Source organism: Curtobacterium sp. ER1/6, assembly GCF_001742745.1.
Taxonomy (GTDB): Bacteria; Actinomycetota; Actinomycetes; order Actinomycetales; family Microbacteriaceae; genus Curtobacterium; species Curtobacterium citri.
Map to the genome: position 1 here is coordinate 123,555 of NZ_MJAK01000001.1, position 15,210 is coordinate 138,764.

Sequence of the window (15,210 nt, forward strand, 5' to 3'; positions counted from 1 at the left end):
CAGTTCCCCGCTACGCTCGTCCGGTGCAGAGGTCCCGGTGGGTCGGCGTCGTCGGGTTCGCCCTGGCGTTCCTGCTCGTGCACGGCGTGCTCTGGTGGCTCGCCACGACCGTGCCGAACCAGCCGTTGGGTGACGTCCTCATCACGTACCGGCGCTGGATCGAGGTCGGGCGCGTCGACCACTCGTGGGTCGGGGTCGACACCGACTGGGTGTACCCGGTGTTCGCGATCGTGCCCATGGCGGCGGCCGCGCTCGGTGGGACGGCCGCGATCGGCACCGGGTGGCTCGCGCTCATGGTGCTGCTCGACGCCGTGGCGTGCGCGTTCCTCTGGCGCTTCCGCGCGTCCGGCGTCCGCGTCGTGTGGTGGTGGCTGCTCTTCCTGCTCGCCCTCGGGCCGATCGCGCTCGGACGCATCGACACCGTGGCGACCGCGCTCGCCCTGGTCGGCGTCGCCTTCGTCGTGACTCGGCCCGCGGTGGCCTCCGCCCTGTTCACCGCCGCCGCGTGGACCAAGGTCTGGCCGGCCGCCCTGGTGGGCGTGCTGCTCCTGCTCCGTCGCGGGCACCGTGGGACGGTCGTCGCCGGCGCGGCGGTCGTCACCGGCCTGGTCGTCCTGGTCGACGTGCTCTACGGCGGCGCACCCCACCTGCTGTCCTTCGTCGGCGAGCAGAGCGACCGGGCGCTGCAGATCGAGGCGCCGCTCGCGACGCCCTTCATGTGGGCGGCTGCCCTCGGCGTGCCGGGCGCGGCGGTGTACTACGACCGCGAGATCCTGACCTTCGAGGTGTCCGGCGCCGGGACCCATGCCGCCGCTGCCCTCTCGACACCGCTCATGGCCCTGGTCGTGCTCGGCGGGGTCGCCGCCGCGCTCCTCGCCGTCCACCGCGGTGCCCGCCGTGCCGAGGCCGCCCCGGTCCTCGCGCTGCTGTTCGTCGCCGCGCTCATCGCGGTGAACAAGGTCGGGTCCCCGCAGTACGTCGGCTGGTACGCGGTGCCGGTCGTGTGGGGGCTCGTCGCCGGTCGGCCGAGTGCCCGACGGTTCCTGCCCGTCGCGATCGGTGTGCTGCCGATGGCCGTGCTGACGCAGGTGATCTACCCCGGCTACTACGACCAGCTGCTCGCGGTCGAGCCGTGGATCGTCCTCGTGCTCACGGTGCGCAACCTGCTCGAGGTCGCGGTGCTCGTCTGGGCGGTCGTCGTCCTGGTGCGCCTCGGGCGTGGATCCTCCGACCGCCGAGGCGACGCCGAGGAGGCGCGGTCGGTGCGGCGGGACGTCGCCGGGGGCAGGATGGACGCATGATCGTCGCGTTCTCCCTCGCCCCGTCCGGTGGTCCCAGCGCAGCGTCGGACGGCTCTGTGCACGACGCCGTCGCTGCCGCGGTCCGCGTCGTCCGGGAGTCCGGGCTGCCGAACCGCACCTCGTCGATGTTCACCGAGGTCGAGGGGGAGTGGGACGAGGTCATGGACGTCGTCAAGCGCGCGACCGAGGCCGTCGCCGCCTACGGCACCCGGGTGTCGCTGGTGCTCAAGGCCGACATCCGCCCCGGGCACACCGGCGAGATCGACGGCAAGCTCGAGCGGCTCGAAGCGGCGCTCGACTCGTAGCGCCGGTCTCGTGGCGCTCGACTCGTCGCGCGCGCCGACCGTCGTCGAGCAGTGCGTCAGGGGTACATGCGACCGTTGTTGCGGTCTCGTTCCGCCTGCCGCAGCGCCTCGGCGATCTCGGGGTCGCTCCCGTCGTACCGACGTGAGCGCGAACCGAGGTCGGTCAGGTGGTGCATCCACAGCCACAGGCCCACCGCTGCGAGCACGACGATCCCGGTCACGATCCACCACCCCATGTCGAGGAGCGTACGCGCACGAGCGCGTCCGGTGCGCGGGCTGGGAGCTCCACGACACGCCGGAGGCCTCCCGTCGATGTCGGTGGGCGGGTGTCTCATGGTGCGCACCGGGCCGCACCGCGCAGCTCGGCCACGGTGACTGCGACGACGAGGAGTGCCTCATGATGCACGACGGCTGGTGCCCGGACTGCGACCTGCAGACGGTCGTCATCGACTCCGACGAGCAGGGTGACGGCGCCTGGGCGACCTGCACCGAGTGCGCGGCCGGGTGGGTCCACCGGGACGAACTGCCGGAGTCCGCGGCACGCCGGGACGTGCAGGCGGAGCGCCAGGCGGCCTAGGGCCGGTCCCGCGACGCCTGTGCTGCCGTGGTCCGCGGCGAGCGGACGGCTGACCGCCCGTTACCGGGCGGCCGCGCGCCAGCTGCCGGACGCTCGCCCGCTGCCGGACGCCCGTTCGCTACCGGTCGGCCGTGGTGAAGACCAACCGACCAGTGCCCGGCGCGTCGGCATCGGCCCACAGCGTCGACACGTCCGTGAACGAGGCCACCTGCGCGTCGACGGCCACCGTGCCTGCGGCGATCGCCTCGACGATGCCCGGCAGCTCGGTGACGAACGCGTCCCGCCCGACCGAACCCTGACCGCTCCCCACGATGGTCAGCCCGGATGCGCGGAGTGCGGCCGAGGGGATGGGCGCGTCCTGGCCGGCCGTCGAGCCGATCGCGATCCAGTCGAGTCGGCGACCCCGGTCCGTCCGGGCGGTGACGAGGGCACGCATGACGTCCGAGGCAGGCCGGCCCCACACGTAGTCGACGACCACGTCCACGTCTGCCGCTGCCCGCCCGACCGACGCGGGGTCGTCGAGGGCGACCAGGATGTCCGCGCCGAGGTCGCCCAGGGCGGCGAGCCGGGTCGTGTCGCGCCCGCTGGCGACGACGGACGAGGCACCCAGGTGCTTCGCCACCTGCACCGCAGCCCTTCCCGACGCCCCGGTCGCGCCCAGCACGAGCACTCGGGCGCCCGACGCGAGGTCGATCCGGCGGCGGAGGGCGACCCAGGAGGACATCACCGGGTTGGCGCCCGCAGCCACGGCGACCGGGTCGGCACCATCGGGCAGGACGACACTCGCTCGTGGGTCCGCGGCGACACGCTCCGCCATGGTGCCGCGGGTCTCGCTCGACGCGACGAAGTAGCGCAGCGAGCCGTCGGGGAAGCGGCCCACAGCGTCGACACCGGGCACGAGCGGCAGGCTGCCCTCGCTCGTGTAGTGCGATCCTGCCGCCTGGGACCGGACCCGCGGGTGCAGTCCGGTGGCGACGACCTCCACCACCACCTCGGCCTCGGCGGCGACGGGCTCGGGGAACTGCCGCCAGGTCGGTACCCGGCCGAACTGCTCGACGACTGCTGCGTGCATCGGATCCTCCATCTGGTTCGTTATACGAAGCAAAGTAGTTCGCGACACGAAGTTTGTCAAGTAGGATCGCGACATGGACCGACACGACCAGGAAGACGGGGGCGACGGAGACGACCGCGACGATCGGCTCGTCGACGCGCTCGGAGAGCTCGCGTTCCGCACCATGGGCACGCTGACCGAGATCGCCGCCGACGAGGGCGTCTCGCTGACGCAACTGCGCGTGCTGGCGATCCTGCGCGACCGACGGGTCCGGATCGGCGACCTCGCGCAGTACCTCGGGCTCGAGCGGTCGACGATGACGGGCCTGGTGGCACGGGCATCGGCGAAGGGACTGCTCGCGCGGCAGCCGAACGCGGACGACGCACGGGCGGTGGACGTCGTGCTCACCGAACCGGGGCGCCGGGTCGCCCGACGCCTCGAGACCGCGATGCGCATCGCCCTCGACCCGATGACCGGCACCCTCGACCCGGCCCGGCGTCAGGAACTCCGGGTCCTGATCGAGGCGATGCTCCACTGACGGGTGGGTACGGGCCGTCGAGGAGTCCGTGCGCGTCGCGCCGTGTCCGACGCCAGCGCACCAGCTCGGTCGCCGAGGCGGCCCGGCGGACCCGCGGACGTGCGGCACCGCCTGTCGAATCGATTCGGCCTGTCGCCTTCCGTCGACGGTTTGGAGCGGTCTACACTGCTCTGACCGGGTCACCAGGACGTGGTCCGGTCGTTCGACGCCGAACCGGACCGTCCCTGCGCACGGCCGCACCGGGCGACGACCCCGCGCGACGCACGCGGAGCGGTCCCCGCGCGTGGCGACACGCGCGTCCTGCCGGTCCGCAGGCCGGTGTCCGGAACCCAGCCCCGCTCCTCCCGTCAGAGAACAGGTCGCATGACGCTCACCACCCCGACGCAGCGCGCCCTCGCGCTCATCGCCCTCGCGCTCGGCGGCTTCGCCATCGGGTCGACCGAGTTCGTCGCGATGGGACTGCTGCCGAACATCGCCGAGGCGCTCCTGCCGACGCAGTACGCCGCCGACCCGGCTGCGGGCGTCGCGCACGCCGGGTGGCTCGTCAGCGCCTACGCGCTCGGCGTGGTGGTCGGCGCCCCGACCATCGCCGCGATCTCGGCGACCTTCCCGCGCAAGGGCCTGATCCTCGTGCTCCTCGTCGGCTTCGTCGTCGCCACGATCGCGAGCGCCGTCCTGCCGAGCTTCGGCCTCGTGCTCGTCGCCCGGTTCGTGGCCGGGCTGCCGCACGGCGCGTACTTCGGCATCGTGTCGATCGTCGCGGGCGAGATCATGGGCCCGGGCAAGCGCGGCAAGGGCATCGCGATGGTGATGCTCGGGCTGTCCATCGCCAACGTCGTCGGCGTCCCCGCGATCACCTGGATCGGTCAGAACGCCGGCTGGCGGATCGCCTACGGTGTCGTCTCGCTGCTGTTCGTGCTGACGTTCCTCGCCGTTGCCGCCTTCGTGCCGCGCAGCGCCGCCGACGCGCACGCGACCATCGGGCGGGAGCTCCGGGCCTTCCGGTCGCCGCAGGTCTGGATCGTGATGGGCCTGGGCGCCGTCGGGTTCGGCGGGTTCTTCGCCGTGTACTCCTACATCTCGCCGCTGGTGCAGAACGTGACCGGGCTGCCCGAGTCGGCGGTGCCGCTCGTGCTCGTGGTCGTCGGTCTCGGCATGGTCGTCGGCGGTGTGCTCGGTGGACACCTCGCCGACCACAGTGTCAAGCGCACGATCTACATCGGGATGCTCGCGCTCATCGGTGCGCTGCTCGTGACCGTCTTCACGGCGCAGTGGGTCTGGGGCGTGTTCCTCGGGGCGTTCCTGCTCGGCGCGACCTCGTCGGCGATCCCGCCTGCGGTGCAGTCGCGGCTCATGGACGTCGCCGGTGACGCGCGCACCATCGCGGCGGCGCTCAACCACTCGGCGTTCAACATCGGCAACTCGCTCGGTGCGGCCCTCGGCGGTGCGGTCATCGCGGCCGGGTTCGGCTTCCTGGCACCCGCGTGGCTCGGCATCGTGCTCGCGCTCCTGGGGCTGCTCGTCACGATGGTGAGCTACGGCGTCGAACGGCGGGCGGACCGGCGCTCGGCGCTGCGGTCGTCCTCGCCGTCGACCGGTCCGATCACCGCGCCGGTCCCGACGGTCTGAGGCGTCCGGACGAGGGACCGGGTGGCGGCAGGCGCGTCCACACGACGGACGGGAGGCCCGTGGCGGTGTCGCCACGGGCCTCCCGTCCGTCGTGTGGTCCGGTACCGGACCGACCGTTACAGCCCGACGGGGCTGCCGTCCTGCACGATGATGCCGTCGGTGATCGCGCGCTTCCGCAGCGCGACCTTCGTGCCGACGTCGAAGCCAGCGACGCGGTACTTCTCGCGGATGCGCTTGAGGTAGCTCTTGGCGGTCTCCTCGGAGATGCCGAGCTGGTAGGCGACGCTCTTCACGGGCTCGCCGCCGCCGTAGAGCGCCATCACGCGACGCTCCTGCGCGCTGAGCTTCGGGACACCGCCGACGTCGCCGCTGTTGATCGCGAGGTCGAGCTCCGCGGACACGTACTGCTCGCCGCGCTGGGCGGCACGGATCGCCTCGACGATCATGTCGGCGTCCTCGCTCTTGACGAGGTAGCCGAGGGCACCGGAGGCGAGGGCCTCGCGGACAACGTTCGGCTCCGAGTACGTGCTCATGACGACGGTCTTGACGCCGGCCGTCTTCAGCGTCGAGATCTTCAGCGAGACCGGGATCGAGTCCTTGAGGTCGAGGTCGAGCAGGACCACGTCGACCGGGAACGCGGGGCTCGTGAGGAGCTCCGGCCAGGTGGTCACCGCCGCGACGAGCGTGATGTCGTCCGCGGCGCTGCGGATCCACTCGGTCAGCGCGCCGAGCAGCATCCGGTGGTCGTCGACGAGTGCGAGTCGGATCGGTTCCTCTGGAGTCGCCATCAGGCGTCCTTTCTCGAAGGAGGTGCGGGGCCGATCCTAGGTGGACGGGCCGTTCTGGTCGGGCAGGTGGAGCGGGTGTCCGGCAGATCGGGCCCGGCCGGGCGGTGGTGCGGGTCGTGCGGTGTGACTGGTCGTGCGGTGGTGCTGGTCGTGCTGGTGCCGTGCCGTCGCGGGTCTCGCTACATCGTGGGGTGTCGGTCGACGACGCAGTGGGAGACGATGTGGAGGACCCCGTCGCGGACCGAGTCCGTGTAGGGGCCGACGCGCTGCAACGCACTCCACGCCGTCGGGCCGAGTCGGCGGCGGGGGACCCCGCGGGACTCGAACACGATCGGCACGTCCATCCGCTCGTCGGAGACGGGGTGACCGTCCGAGCCGATGGGTCCGAGCGTCACGGAGACGACCGGGGAGCCGGGATGGTTGGTGCGGCCGTCCCCGACCATCTGCCAGAGCGCCTGCAGCAGCCCGTCGCGTTGCGCAGGGGTCAGGTGCCCGGCGAGCGACTGCGGGTCGGCGACGCTGACCGAGCGTCCCAGGTGGTCGGACTCGGTGATCGCGTGGTACAGCCAGGTCTCCCGGCGCCCCTCGATGAGGTGCAGCCGGAGCTCGGTGGCCAGGGAGGCGGCGACCGACGCCGAGGCGTCCGAGAGCGGCAGCGGGTCGGAGCCGTTCGCGACGGCGTCGAGGAGCTTCTCCGCGGCCAGGTCGAGGCGGGCCAGCTCGTCAGAGGCGAGCATGCCGACCGCGAACTGCGGCGCCTGCACGTTGCTCTGCACGAGCACCCGGTCGAGTTCGCGCTGGACGAGCTGGCGGAACCGGTGCACGACGTACAGCGCGAGCGACGGGGGGACGACCACCAGGGCCAGCAGGGAGACGATCCCGGGCAGCGTGTCCGACGTGATCGGGGTGGAAAGGACGGCGACGACGGCGAAGGCGAGGCCGAGCACGGCGATCGCGGCCGCGACCTCGCGGGCGGGACGCAGCGCCGCGACCGGGAGCAGTGCGAAGCCCGCGGTGACGGCCGCGCTGACCGAGTGGGCGATGTCGTGCTCGGGGAAGATGCCGATGAAGTCGAGCGTCACGACGCAGGCGAGCACGGCGCAGATCAGGCCGAACGCGGTGCCGGTCAGGCGTTCGCCGTAGGTCATCAGGCTCAGCCCGACGCCGACCGCGGCGACCAGGTAGAGGGCCCACGCCGCGGCGGGGAGCCAGGGGTTCGCGTACTCGGGCAGTCGGGCGACGAAGAACACCAGTCCCGCGACGGCCTCGATCGCGGCGAGGACCGCCGCGCCGAGCCCGAGGTAGCCGGCGCCGAGCGAGGCGCCCGGCTTCGCGGCCTGCCGCAGCGACCGCGCGCCCGTCGAGGTCGAGGGGAGTCCGCGGGCCTGACGCCGCTCGCTCCCGCGGTAGCGCTCGCGGGCCTCGCGCCGGGTCCGCGGTGCCTGCTGCACGGTGTCGCCGGGCAGTCCGCGGCTGATGGTGTCCTCGGGGACGCGGGTCATCGGGGTGCCTCCAGGACGACGGTGGTGCCCGATCCCGGGGCGGAGAACAGCTTGGCATCGCCGCCGACCTCGCGGAGCCGGCTGACCACGCTCTCCTTGAAGCCGAGGCGTTCCGCGCTGACCGCGTCGAGGTCGAAGCCGACGCCGGAGTCCGTCACCATGGCGCGGACGGTCTCCTGGTCGTGCACGATCGTGACGTGCGCCTCGCCGACGCCGGCGTGCCGACGGACGTTCTCCAGGCACTCGCCGAGCGCGAGGAGGAACGCATCGAGCACGTGCGACGGGAGCAGGACCTGGCCGGTGCCGTGCCAGCTGACCTCGAGCCCCATCCGGCCGAAGCGCTGCTTCACCGACTCGAGGGTCTGTCCGAGGGGGGACTCCTCCTCGCGGGTGAGGGAGTAGTCGCCGGACTGCTGGGGCTGCGGGGTCGCGCCGAGGCGAAGGTGTCGGAGCAGTCGGGCGTCCTCGGCGGCCTGCTCCCGCATGGCCTGCTCGGAGACGCCGACGCCCGAGTGCGCGAGGAGCGTGAGCGTCGCGAGCACGGTGTCGTGGAGGAGGCGTGCGCCCTGCCGGCGCTGTGCCTCGGTCTCGCTGGCCTGGCGTTCGGCGCGGTGCGCGGTGCCGATGCTCATGATCCGCCGGGCGACCCGGGGGATGCTCCGGGCGATCCACACCGACACGACCGCGACGAGCACCCAGCCGAGCACGACCCCGCCGGTCGCACCGGACAGGGGGCTGCCGGACGCCCACGCGACCACGCCGACCGCCGCGACGCCCGCGACGATCGTCATCGCGAGACCGACCGGGGTGCCCCGCTGCGCCATGAGCGGTGCGGACAGCGATCCGGCGGCGAGCGGCACGACGGCACTGGCCACGACGGTCCGCACGTCCGGGTCGGCACCGACGAGCAGGAGCGCGAGGGCGCCCAGCCCGGCGGCGAGCGCGAGGGCGGTCCACCAGACGGATCCGTTCGTGCCGAACACGAGGAGGGCCGCGATGAGGACCGCGACGCAGGCGAGGCCGCCGAGGAGCGGCACGAGGGGGACGGCCAGGGAACTGACGATCCCGACGACGGAGACCAGGGCACACGTGACGCCGACGACACGGGTGGTGGACCGCAGCAAGCGGTCGCGTTCCTGTGCGATGAAGTCCATCGATGTCCTGGTTGGTGACGTCAAGCGGATGTGGAGCGGGTGTTCGGCGGGAAACCGAGCCCCCTTCAGGGGCCTCCGACGACATCATTCCACGAGGGGCACCCGTTGAGGGGTGTTCGGCGCGCTGCGGGATTCGGATGGCTGCGGGATCGTTACCGGGCGGAACCGCCCGCGGCTCAGTCCAGGAGCCTCCGGAGGTGCGCCCCCACCGCCTCGTGCTCGATGAGGAACCCGTCGTGCCCGAACTCGCTCTCGAGCACCGCGGCGCGGTCGCCGTCGAGCGTGTCCGGGACGCCGGCCGCGATCCGGTGCTGGTCCTCGAGCGGGAACAGCCGGTCGCTCGACACCCCGAGCACCAGGGTCCGCGCCGTCACCCGACCGAGCGCCGCCGCGACCCCGCCCCGACCGGCGCCGACGTCGTGCGAGTCCATCGCGTGGGTGAGGGCGACGTACGACGCGGCGTCGAACCGTCGAGTGAACCGGTTGCCGTGGAAGTCGAGGTAGCTCTCCACCGAGAAGCGCCCGTCGTCGCCGAGCGGGGAGACGTCGCTCTGCCACGACCGCGCGAAGCGTCCGTTCAGCTCGTCCGGTGCCCGGTAGGTCATGAGCGCCATCCGCCGCGCGAGGGACAGCCCGCGGTGCGGACCCTCGCCCGCGTCGGCCTCGTGGTGGTCACCGCCGTTGTAGGCGGGATCGGTCTGGATCGCCGCGCGCTGGAGCGAGTTCGCCGCGATCTGGTCGGCCGTCGTCTGCGCGGTCGTCGCGAGGACGGCGAGCCGCTCCACCCGCGACGGGTGCGTGACGGCGAACTCGAGCGCGTGCATGCCGCCCATCGAGCCGCCGACCACCGCCGCGAACACGTCGATGTCGAGGAGGTCGGCCAGCTGCGCCTGCACGTCGACCTGGTCGCGCACGGTGACGAACGGGAACCGCGAGCCCCACTCGAGGCCGTCCGGTGCGACGGACGAGGGACCGGTCGTGCCCTGGCAGCCGCCGAGCACGTTCGGTGCGACGACGAACCACCGGTCGGTGTCGATCGCGCGCCCCGGCCCGACGACGTCCCCCCACCACCCGGCGGTGCGGTGCCCGGGTCCGGGCGGGCCGGCGACGTGGGAGTCGCCGGTCATCGCGTGGAGGACGAGGACCGCGTTGTCCCGCGCCGCGTTCAGCTCGCCCCAGGTCTCGTACGCCACCCGGACCGAGGGGATGCGGCCGCCGCGCACCCACTGCTCGCCGAGCGAGGCGAACCGCCGGGAGCCGGGGTGGTCGCCGGGGCGCCAGGCCCCGGTGGCGGGCGGCTTGCCGAGCGTCCCGAGCTCGGATCCGGGCACGAGGGTGGACGGGACCGAGTCCTCGGGGATCGTCTGCCAGTCCATCGCGTCCAGTCTGCCGGGAGGCGCGCCCCACCTCCGCCGTGTTACGTCACCCCCGTCTCGCGGAGCGGAACGGGGGTGCGTCAGGCGCGCAGGCCCTCCTGCGAGACGGCACGCGCGGCCGCGAGCCCCGCCTCGAGGTCGGCGCGCAGGTCCTCGACGTTCTCGATGCCGACCGACAGCCGCACGAGCCCCGGGGTGACCCCCGTGGTGAGCTGCTGCTCGGGCGTCAGCTGCGAGTGGGTCGTCGACGCCGGGTGGATCACGAGCGAGCGCACGTCGCCGATGTTCGCCAGGTGCGAGAACAGCCGCAGCTCGTCGACGAACGCCCGACCGGCGGACACGCCGCCCTTCAGCTCGAAGGACAGGACCGCACCGACGCCCCGGGGCGCGTACTTCGTCGCCGCGGCGTACCAGGGCGAGGTGGGCAGGCCCGCGTACGACACCGACGCGACGTCCGGGTGCCGGTCGAGCCACTCGGCGATCTCCTGCGCGTTCGACACGTGCCGCTCGATGCGCAGCGACAGCGTCTCGATGCCCTGCAGCAGTGCGAAGGCGGTGTCGGGCGAGTTCGACGCGCCGAGGTCGCGGAGCAGCTGCACCCGGGCCTTCACGACGTAGGCGAGCTCGTTGCCGACGGCCTGCGCGAACACGGCACCGTGGTACGAGGGGTCGGGGGAGTTGAACTCCGGGAACCGCTCGGCGTGCTCCGACCAGGCGAAGCGGCCGCCGTCGACGATGACGCCGCCGATCACCGTGCCGTGACCGCCGAGGAACTTCGTCGCCGAGTGCACGACGATGTCGGCCCCGTGCTCGAAGGGTCGGATGAGGTACGGCGTCGCGATCGTGTTGTCGACGATGAGCGGCAGCCCGGACTCGTGCGCGACGCTGCTGACGCCGGCGATGTCGAGGACGTTGATGCGCGGGTTGCCGATCGTCTCCGCGAAGAACAGCTTCGTGTTCGGTCGGACGGCGCGGCGCCACTCCTCGAGGTCGTCCTGGTCCTCGACGAAGGTCGTCTCGATGCCGAGCTTCGCGAGCGTGTACTTGAACAGGTTGTACGTGCCGCCGTAGATCGACGACGAGGACACGATGTGGTCGCCGGCACCCGCGATGTTGAGCACCGCGTAGGTCTCCGCGGCCTGGCCGCTCGACACCAGGAGCGCGCCCGTGCCGCCCTCGAGCGCGGCGATCCGCTGCTCGACGACGTCGTTCGTCGGGTTCATGATCCGCGAGTAGATGTTGCCCGGCCGCGCCAGCGCGAAGAGGTCGCGGGCGTGGTCCGAGTCCTCGAACACGTACGAGGTCGTCTTGTAGATCGGCGTCGCCCGCGCGCCCGTCGTCGGGTCGGGCTGCGCGCCGGCGTGGACCTGCGTCGTCTCGAACCGCCAGGCGGCGGCGTCGTTCGTGCTCATCGGTGCTCCTGTCGGGTCTTGGCGGTCGTCGGGTCGCGGGTGCCGGCCGGGAGGCCCGGTGCGGCGTTGCGACGTCCGTCACGGTACGCAGGTGACCGGCCGGGCACCAGCGCGCCCGCCGCGCGACGTAACGCGCGCGCCGGACGCGGGCCGCGCCTCCCGTCCGGGTCAGCGGCCGGCGACGTCCCGGCGGAACAGCCAGTCGACCTTCGGCTCGAGCAGCCACCGCATCCCGCGCCGCACGAACGGCTGCGCCAGGAACAGGCTGACCGCGCAGGCGACCGCGACCATGAGGAGCACGTACGGCCAGGCGGAGTGCTCGCCGGCCAGGATCCCGGACTCGCGGATCGGGTAGAGCACGAACGTGTGGAGCAGGTAGACGGACATCGTCGCGGCGCCGAAGCGGGTGATCCAGACCGTGCGGCGGGGGACCAGCAGCAGGAACGACGCGGTCAGCAGCGTCGCCAGCAGCACCAGGCCGAGCCGCACGCCACCCGCCCACCAGGCGTCCTCGCCCAGGCCCGAGTACGAGTCGTCGTAGAAGAACCAGTGGTGCAGGTCGAAGTCCGCGAACTGCGGGATGAACAGCAGGCACGCCGCGGCCCACGCGGCGAAGACCGCGGCCGCCGCGATCCGTACCCGCACGACCGTGCGCCGCGGGGCCTCGTACCAGCGGTCGAACACGCCCCACTCCTTGACCTGCCAGCCGAGCAGGAAGAACGGCAGCAGGCTGATCGCGCGACCGAGCGAGAACGTCGAGTCGACGTTGTCGAGGTACCCGACGCCGACGCTCAGCGCCAGGGCCCAGACGAGCGGCCACCGCAGGATCGCCAGGTACGGCAGGATCAGCCGGAAGATCCCGAGCGCGAGCAGGAACCACAGCGTCCAGGTCGGCTTCGTCGGGTTGAACTCCTTGCCGCCCTCGACCACGGCCTGCACCACGGTCCAGATCGTCTGCATGACGATGTACGGCACGACGATGTCCGTGAAGGTCCGACGCATCCGGGCGGCGGTGGGGGTGGCCGCGGACGAGAAGTACCCGCTGATGACGCCGAACGCCGGCATGTGGAACGCGTAGATGAACGTGTAGAGCGCCAGGGCGTGCTCGCTGCCCGCCGTCTGCCGCTGGATCGCGTGCCCGATGACGACCAGGGTGACCGCGACGAAGCGCGCCGTGTCCCACATCGGGATGCGGCGGGGCGCGCGGCCGGGCTCGAGCGGCGTCGCCGGGGCCGCGGGCGCTGGGGGAGCGGCGTCCGTCGTCATGGTCGGTCACGGTACCGGACGGCCCGCTCGGCGGTCCGGGCCGGGCCCGCCCGCTCGTCGGGCCGGGCAGGGCCCGCTCGCTCGCCGGATCGGTACGGTGGGAGATCGACACCCTGGAGGACCCATGCCGTCACGTCCCGACACCACCGAGCGCCTCGCCGTCGTCACCGGCGCGAGCTCCGGCATCGGCGCCGCCACCGTCCGGCTGTTCCGCGCCCACGGCTGGCAGGTGCTCGCCGTCGCCCGTCGGCTGGAGAAGCTCGAGGCGCTCGCCGCGGAGACCGGGGCCCAGGTGCTGGTGGCCGACGTGACCGACGCCGACGCGGTCGCGGCGCTCGCCGAGCGGGTCGACGGACTCGGCGGCGCCGACGTCCTCGTCAACAACGCCGGTGGCGCACTCGGCTCGGCGAGCGTGGAGGAGTCCGACGTCGACGACTGGCGGGCGATGTTCGAGGTGAACGTCATCGGCACCAAGCGCGTCACCGCCGCGCTCCTGCCGCAGCTCCGCCGTCGCGCGACGACCGCCGGTGTCGCCGACGTCGTCACCGTGACGAGCACGGCCGGCCACGTGGCGTACGAGAACGGCGGCGGGTACAACGCCGCGAAGTTCGCCGAGCACGCGCTGGTCGCCGCCCTCCGGCTCGAGCTGAACGGCGAGCCGCTCCGCGTGGTGGAGATCGCCCCGGGCCTGGTGAAGACCGACGAGTTCGCCCTCACGCGGTTCCGTGGGGACCGGGAGAAGGCCGCCGCCGTCTACGCCGACGTGCCGGAGCCGCTCGTGGCCGACGACGTCGCCGTGGCGATCGTGCACGCGGTCGAGCTGCCGGCGCACGTCAACCTCGACCTGGTCACCGTGCGGCCCGTCGCCCAGTCCGCCCAGCACAAGCTCGCGCGCGGACCGCTCACCCCGCGCAGCTGAGCGCGGCCGCCCGGCGCCGCTGCAGCGGTCGTCGCCGCGGCCGCTGCCGGTGCGCGGGTGGGACGGCGCCGGAATCCCGGCACGCGCGGCGGTGGTGCACGGGTCGCGGCGGCGGGGTCCCTGCCGGTACCGTGGGCGGATGCCGATCAGCAGCGAACCCGGGTCAGCCGCACAGGCTCCCTCGACCGTGACCGTGACGAGCGGGCCCGAGGTGCTCGGTTGGCTGGAGTTCGGCGACGCCGCTCGGCTGCTCGCCAAGGACGTCCTGTCGTCCGGCTTCGAGCCCGAGGTCGTCGTGGCGGTGGCCCGCGGCGGGCTGATCATCGCCGGTGCGGTCGCGTACGCGCTCGGCACCAAGGAGTGCGGCTCGATCAACGTCGAGTTCTACACGGACGTCGAGCAGCGCCTCGAGGAGCCCGTCATCCTGTCGCCCGCGCTCGACGCCCCGAGCCTCGCCGGCAAGCGCGTCCTGGTCGTCGACGACGTGTCCGACTCGGGCCGCACGCTGCGCCTGGTCGTCGACATCATCCGCAACGCCGGTGCCGACGTCCGGAGCGCCTGCCTCTACTCGAAGCCCGGCACCGTGCTCGAACCCGACCACGTCTGGCGCCGCGTCGACGGGTGGATCACCTTCCCGTGGAGCGCCCTCGCACCGGTGACGGCCGAGTCGTGAGCATCCACCTCGTCGGCGGCGGACCCCTCGTCGCCGCGGACGTCGCCGCGCCGTTCCTCGCCGGGGCCACCGCCCGTTCCGCCGCGGTCGGCCGGAGCGTGCCCCGCATCGCCCTGCTCTCCGTGGCCGGCGCCTCCGGTGCCTCGCCGTCGTCGACCGCGGACATCGCCGAGGTCCTCGGCGGCGCTCGACAGGCCGAGGTCCTGGTGACCGAGGTCGCCCCGGGCGAGGTCTTCGCCACGACGGTCCTGAGCGACGTCGACGCACTCGTGGTGGGCGGCGGCGTCACCCCGCACTACCTCGAGGCGATCCAGCCGCTCGTCGACCAGATCCGGCTGCTCGTCTCCGACGGCCTGCCGTACCTCGGGTACTCGGCGGGCGCGATGGTCGCCGCCGACCGTGCCCTGGTGGGCGGCTGGCGCATCGGTGGCGTCGAGGTCTGCCCCGAGGAGGCCTCCGAGGGTCTCGACGAGGTCGAGCTGCGCGAGGGCCTCGGGCTCGTCGACCTGACAATCGACGTGCACGCAGTGCAGGCCGGCACGCTCGCCCGGCTGATCGCGGCGGCCGAGGCCGAGTTCGTGACCGCCGGGCTCGCCGTCGACGAGGACACCGCGCTGGTCGTCGGCGAGGGCGCACTCGAGGTCCGCGGCACCGGCAGCGTCTGGCGCGTCGTGGCCGGCGACGAGACCGTCTCCGTCGCCACCATGGGCGCCTAGGCG

General features: G+C 73.0%; 16 protein-coding genes. 8 read left to right on the forward strand and 8 right to left on the reverse strand.

The features are described from left to right. Nucleotides 1-23: 23 nt before the first annotated feature. Together Cus16_RS00560 and Cus16_RS00565 are read left to right on the forward strand one after the other, a co-directional pair. Nucleotides 24-1,301 carry a glycosyltransferase 87 family protein gene (locus tag Cus16_RS00560; protein WP_083263586.1) on the forward strand — a complete coding sequence of 426 codons (1,278 nt, stop codon included), beginning with the start codon at nt 24-26 and terminating at the stop codon, nt 1,299-1,301. Continuing rightward, nucleotides 1,298-1,606 (forward strand): MTH1187 family thiamine-binding protein, encoded by a 309-nt coding sequence (locus tag Cus16_RS00565; protein ID WP_069710711.1) that lies wholly within the window; start codon nt 1,298-1,300, stop codon nt 1,604-1,606. Before Cus16_RS00560 ends, Cus16_RS00565 begins: the two co-directional genes overlap by 4 nt. 56 nt (nt 1,607-1,662) lie before the next feature. Here Cus16_RS00565 and Cus16_RS00570 read toward each other — a convergent pair whose 3' ends face one another. Next, nucleotides 1,663-1,842, reverse strand: a complete 180-nt coding sequence (locus Cus16_RS00570) for a hypothetical protein (RefSeq protein WP_069710712.1) — start codon at nt 1,840-1,842, stop codon at nt 1,663-1,665. 161 nt (nt 1,843-2,003) lie between these two features. Between Cus16_RS00570 and Cus16_RS00575 the strand changes: the two genes are divergently transcribed. Continuing rightward, entirely contained in the window at nt 2,004-2,183 is a 180-nt protein-coding gene (locus Cus16_RS00575) for a hypothetical protein (RefSeq protein ID WP_069710713.1), read from the forward strand. A gap of 118 nt (nt 2,184-2,301) precedes the next feature. On the opposite strand, the gene Cus16_RS00580 is transcribed toward Cus16_RS00575, so the two are convergent. Then, nucleotides 2,302-3,255, reverse strand: coding sequence for a zinc-binding dehydrogenase (locus Cus16_RS00580; protein ID WP_069711337.1), 954 nt, complete (start codon nt 3,253-3,255; stop codon nt 2,302-2,304). A gap of 73 nt (nt 3,256-3,328) precedes the next feature. Between Cus16_RS00580 and Cus16_RS00585 the strand changes: the two genes are divergently transcribed. Both Cus16_RS00585 and Cus16_RS00590 read left to right on the forward strand, forming a co-directional pair. Further along, a complete protein-coding gene (locus Cus16_RS00585) occupies nt 3,329-3,772 on the forward strand; it encodes a MarR family winged helix-turn-helix transcriptional regulator (protein WP_069710714.1) in 444 nt (147 codons plus the stop codon). A 363-nt stretch (nt 3,773-4,135) separates the two neighbouring features. After that, nucleotides 4,136-5,401, forward strand: coding sequence for an MFS transporter (locus Cus16_RS00590; protein ID WP_069710715.1), 1,266 nt, complete (start codon nt 4,136-4,138; stop codon nt 5,399-5,401). Between the two features lie 116 nt (nt 5,402-5,517). On the opposite strand, the gene Cus16_RS00595 is transcribed toward Cus16_RS00590, so the two are convergent. The 6 genes from Cus16_RS00595 to Cus16_RS00620 form a co-directional block, all read right to left on the reverse strand. Further along, nucleotides 5,518-6,189: a response regulator gene (locus tag Cus16_RS00595; protein ID WP_069710716.1), complete on the reverse strand. Its 672-nt coding sequence runs from the start codon at nt 6,187-6,189 to the stop codon at nt 5,518-5,520. A 179-nt stretch (nt 6,190-6,368) separates the two neighbouring features. Beyond that, nucleotides 6,369-7,691, reverse strand: coding sequence for a hypothetical protein (locus Cus16_RS00600; RefSeq protein WP_083263587.1), 1,323 nt, complete (start codon nt 7,689-7,691; stop codon nt 6,369-6,371). Continuing rightward, on the reverse strand, nt 7,688-8,845 hold the full coding sequence (locus Cus16_RS00605) for a sensor histidine kinase (protein ID WP_069710717.1): 1,158 nt from the start codon (nt 8,843-8,845) through the stop codon (nt 7,688-7,690). Before Cus16_RS00605 ends, Cus16_RS00600 begins: the two co-directional genes overlap by 4 nt. Nucleotides 8,846-9,021: 176 nt before the next feature. Further along, complete coding sequence (locus tag Cus16_RS00610) at nt 9,022-10,221, reverse strand: homoserine O-acetyltransferase MetX (protein ID WP_069710718.1); 1,200 nt, start codon at nt 10,219-10,221, stop codon at nt 9,022-9,024. An 80-nt stretch (nt 10,222-10,301) separates the two neighbouring features. Next, complete coding sequence (locus Cus16_RS00615) at nt 10,302-11,633, reverse strand: bifunctional o-acetylhomoserine/o-acetylserine sulfhydrylase (RefSeq protein ID WP_069710719.1); 1,332 nt, start codon at nt 11,631-11,633, stop codon at nt 10,302-10,304. Nucleotides 11,634-11,801: 168 nt separating this feature from the next. Next, the gene (locus Cus16_RS00620; RefSeq protein ID WP_069710720.1) at nt 11,802-12,899 is read right to left on the reverse strand and encodes an acyltransferase family protein; all 1,098 of its coding nucleotides are present in this window, start codon (nt 12,897-12,899) and stop codon (nt 11,802-11,804) included. Between the two features lie 124 nt (nt 12,900-13,023). On the opposite strand from Cus16_RS00620, the gene Cus16_RS00625 reads away from it, so the two are divergent. The 3 genes from Cus16_RS00625 to Cus16_RS00635 all read left to right on the forward strand — a co-directional run bounded on the left by Cus16_RS00625 (nt 13,024) and on the right by Cus16_RS00635 (nt 15,207). Continuing rightward, entirely contained in the window at nt 13,024-13,818 is a 795-nt protein-coding gene (locus tag Cus16_RS00625) for an SDR family oxidoreductase (protein WP_069710721.1), read from the forward strand. Nucleotides 13,819-13,957: 139 nt separating this feature from the next. Continuing rightward, complete coding sequence (locus Cus16_RS00630; protein ID WP_223246471.1) at nt 13,958-14,491, forward strand: phosphoribosyltransferase; 534 nt, start codon at nt 13,958-13,960, stop codon at nt 14,489-14,491. Next, on the forward strand, nt 14,488-15,207 hold the full coding sequence (locus Cus16_RS00635) for a Type 1 glutamine amidotransferase-like domain-containing protein (RefSeq protein ID WP_069710722.1): 720 nt from the start codon (nt 14,488-14,490) through the stop codon (nt 15,205-15,207). Before Cus16_RS00630 ends, Cus16_RS00635 begins: the two co-directional genes overlap by 4 nt. Nucleotides 15,208-15,210: the final 3 nt, after the last annotated feature.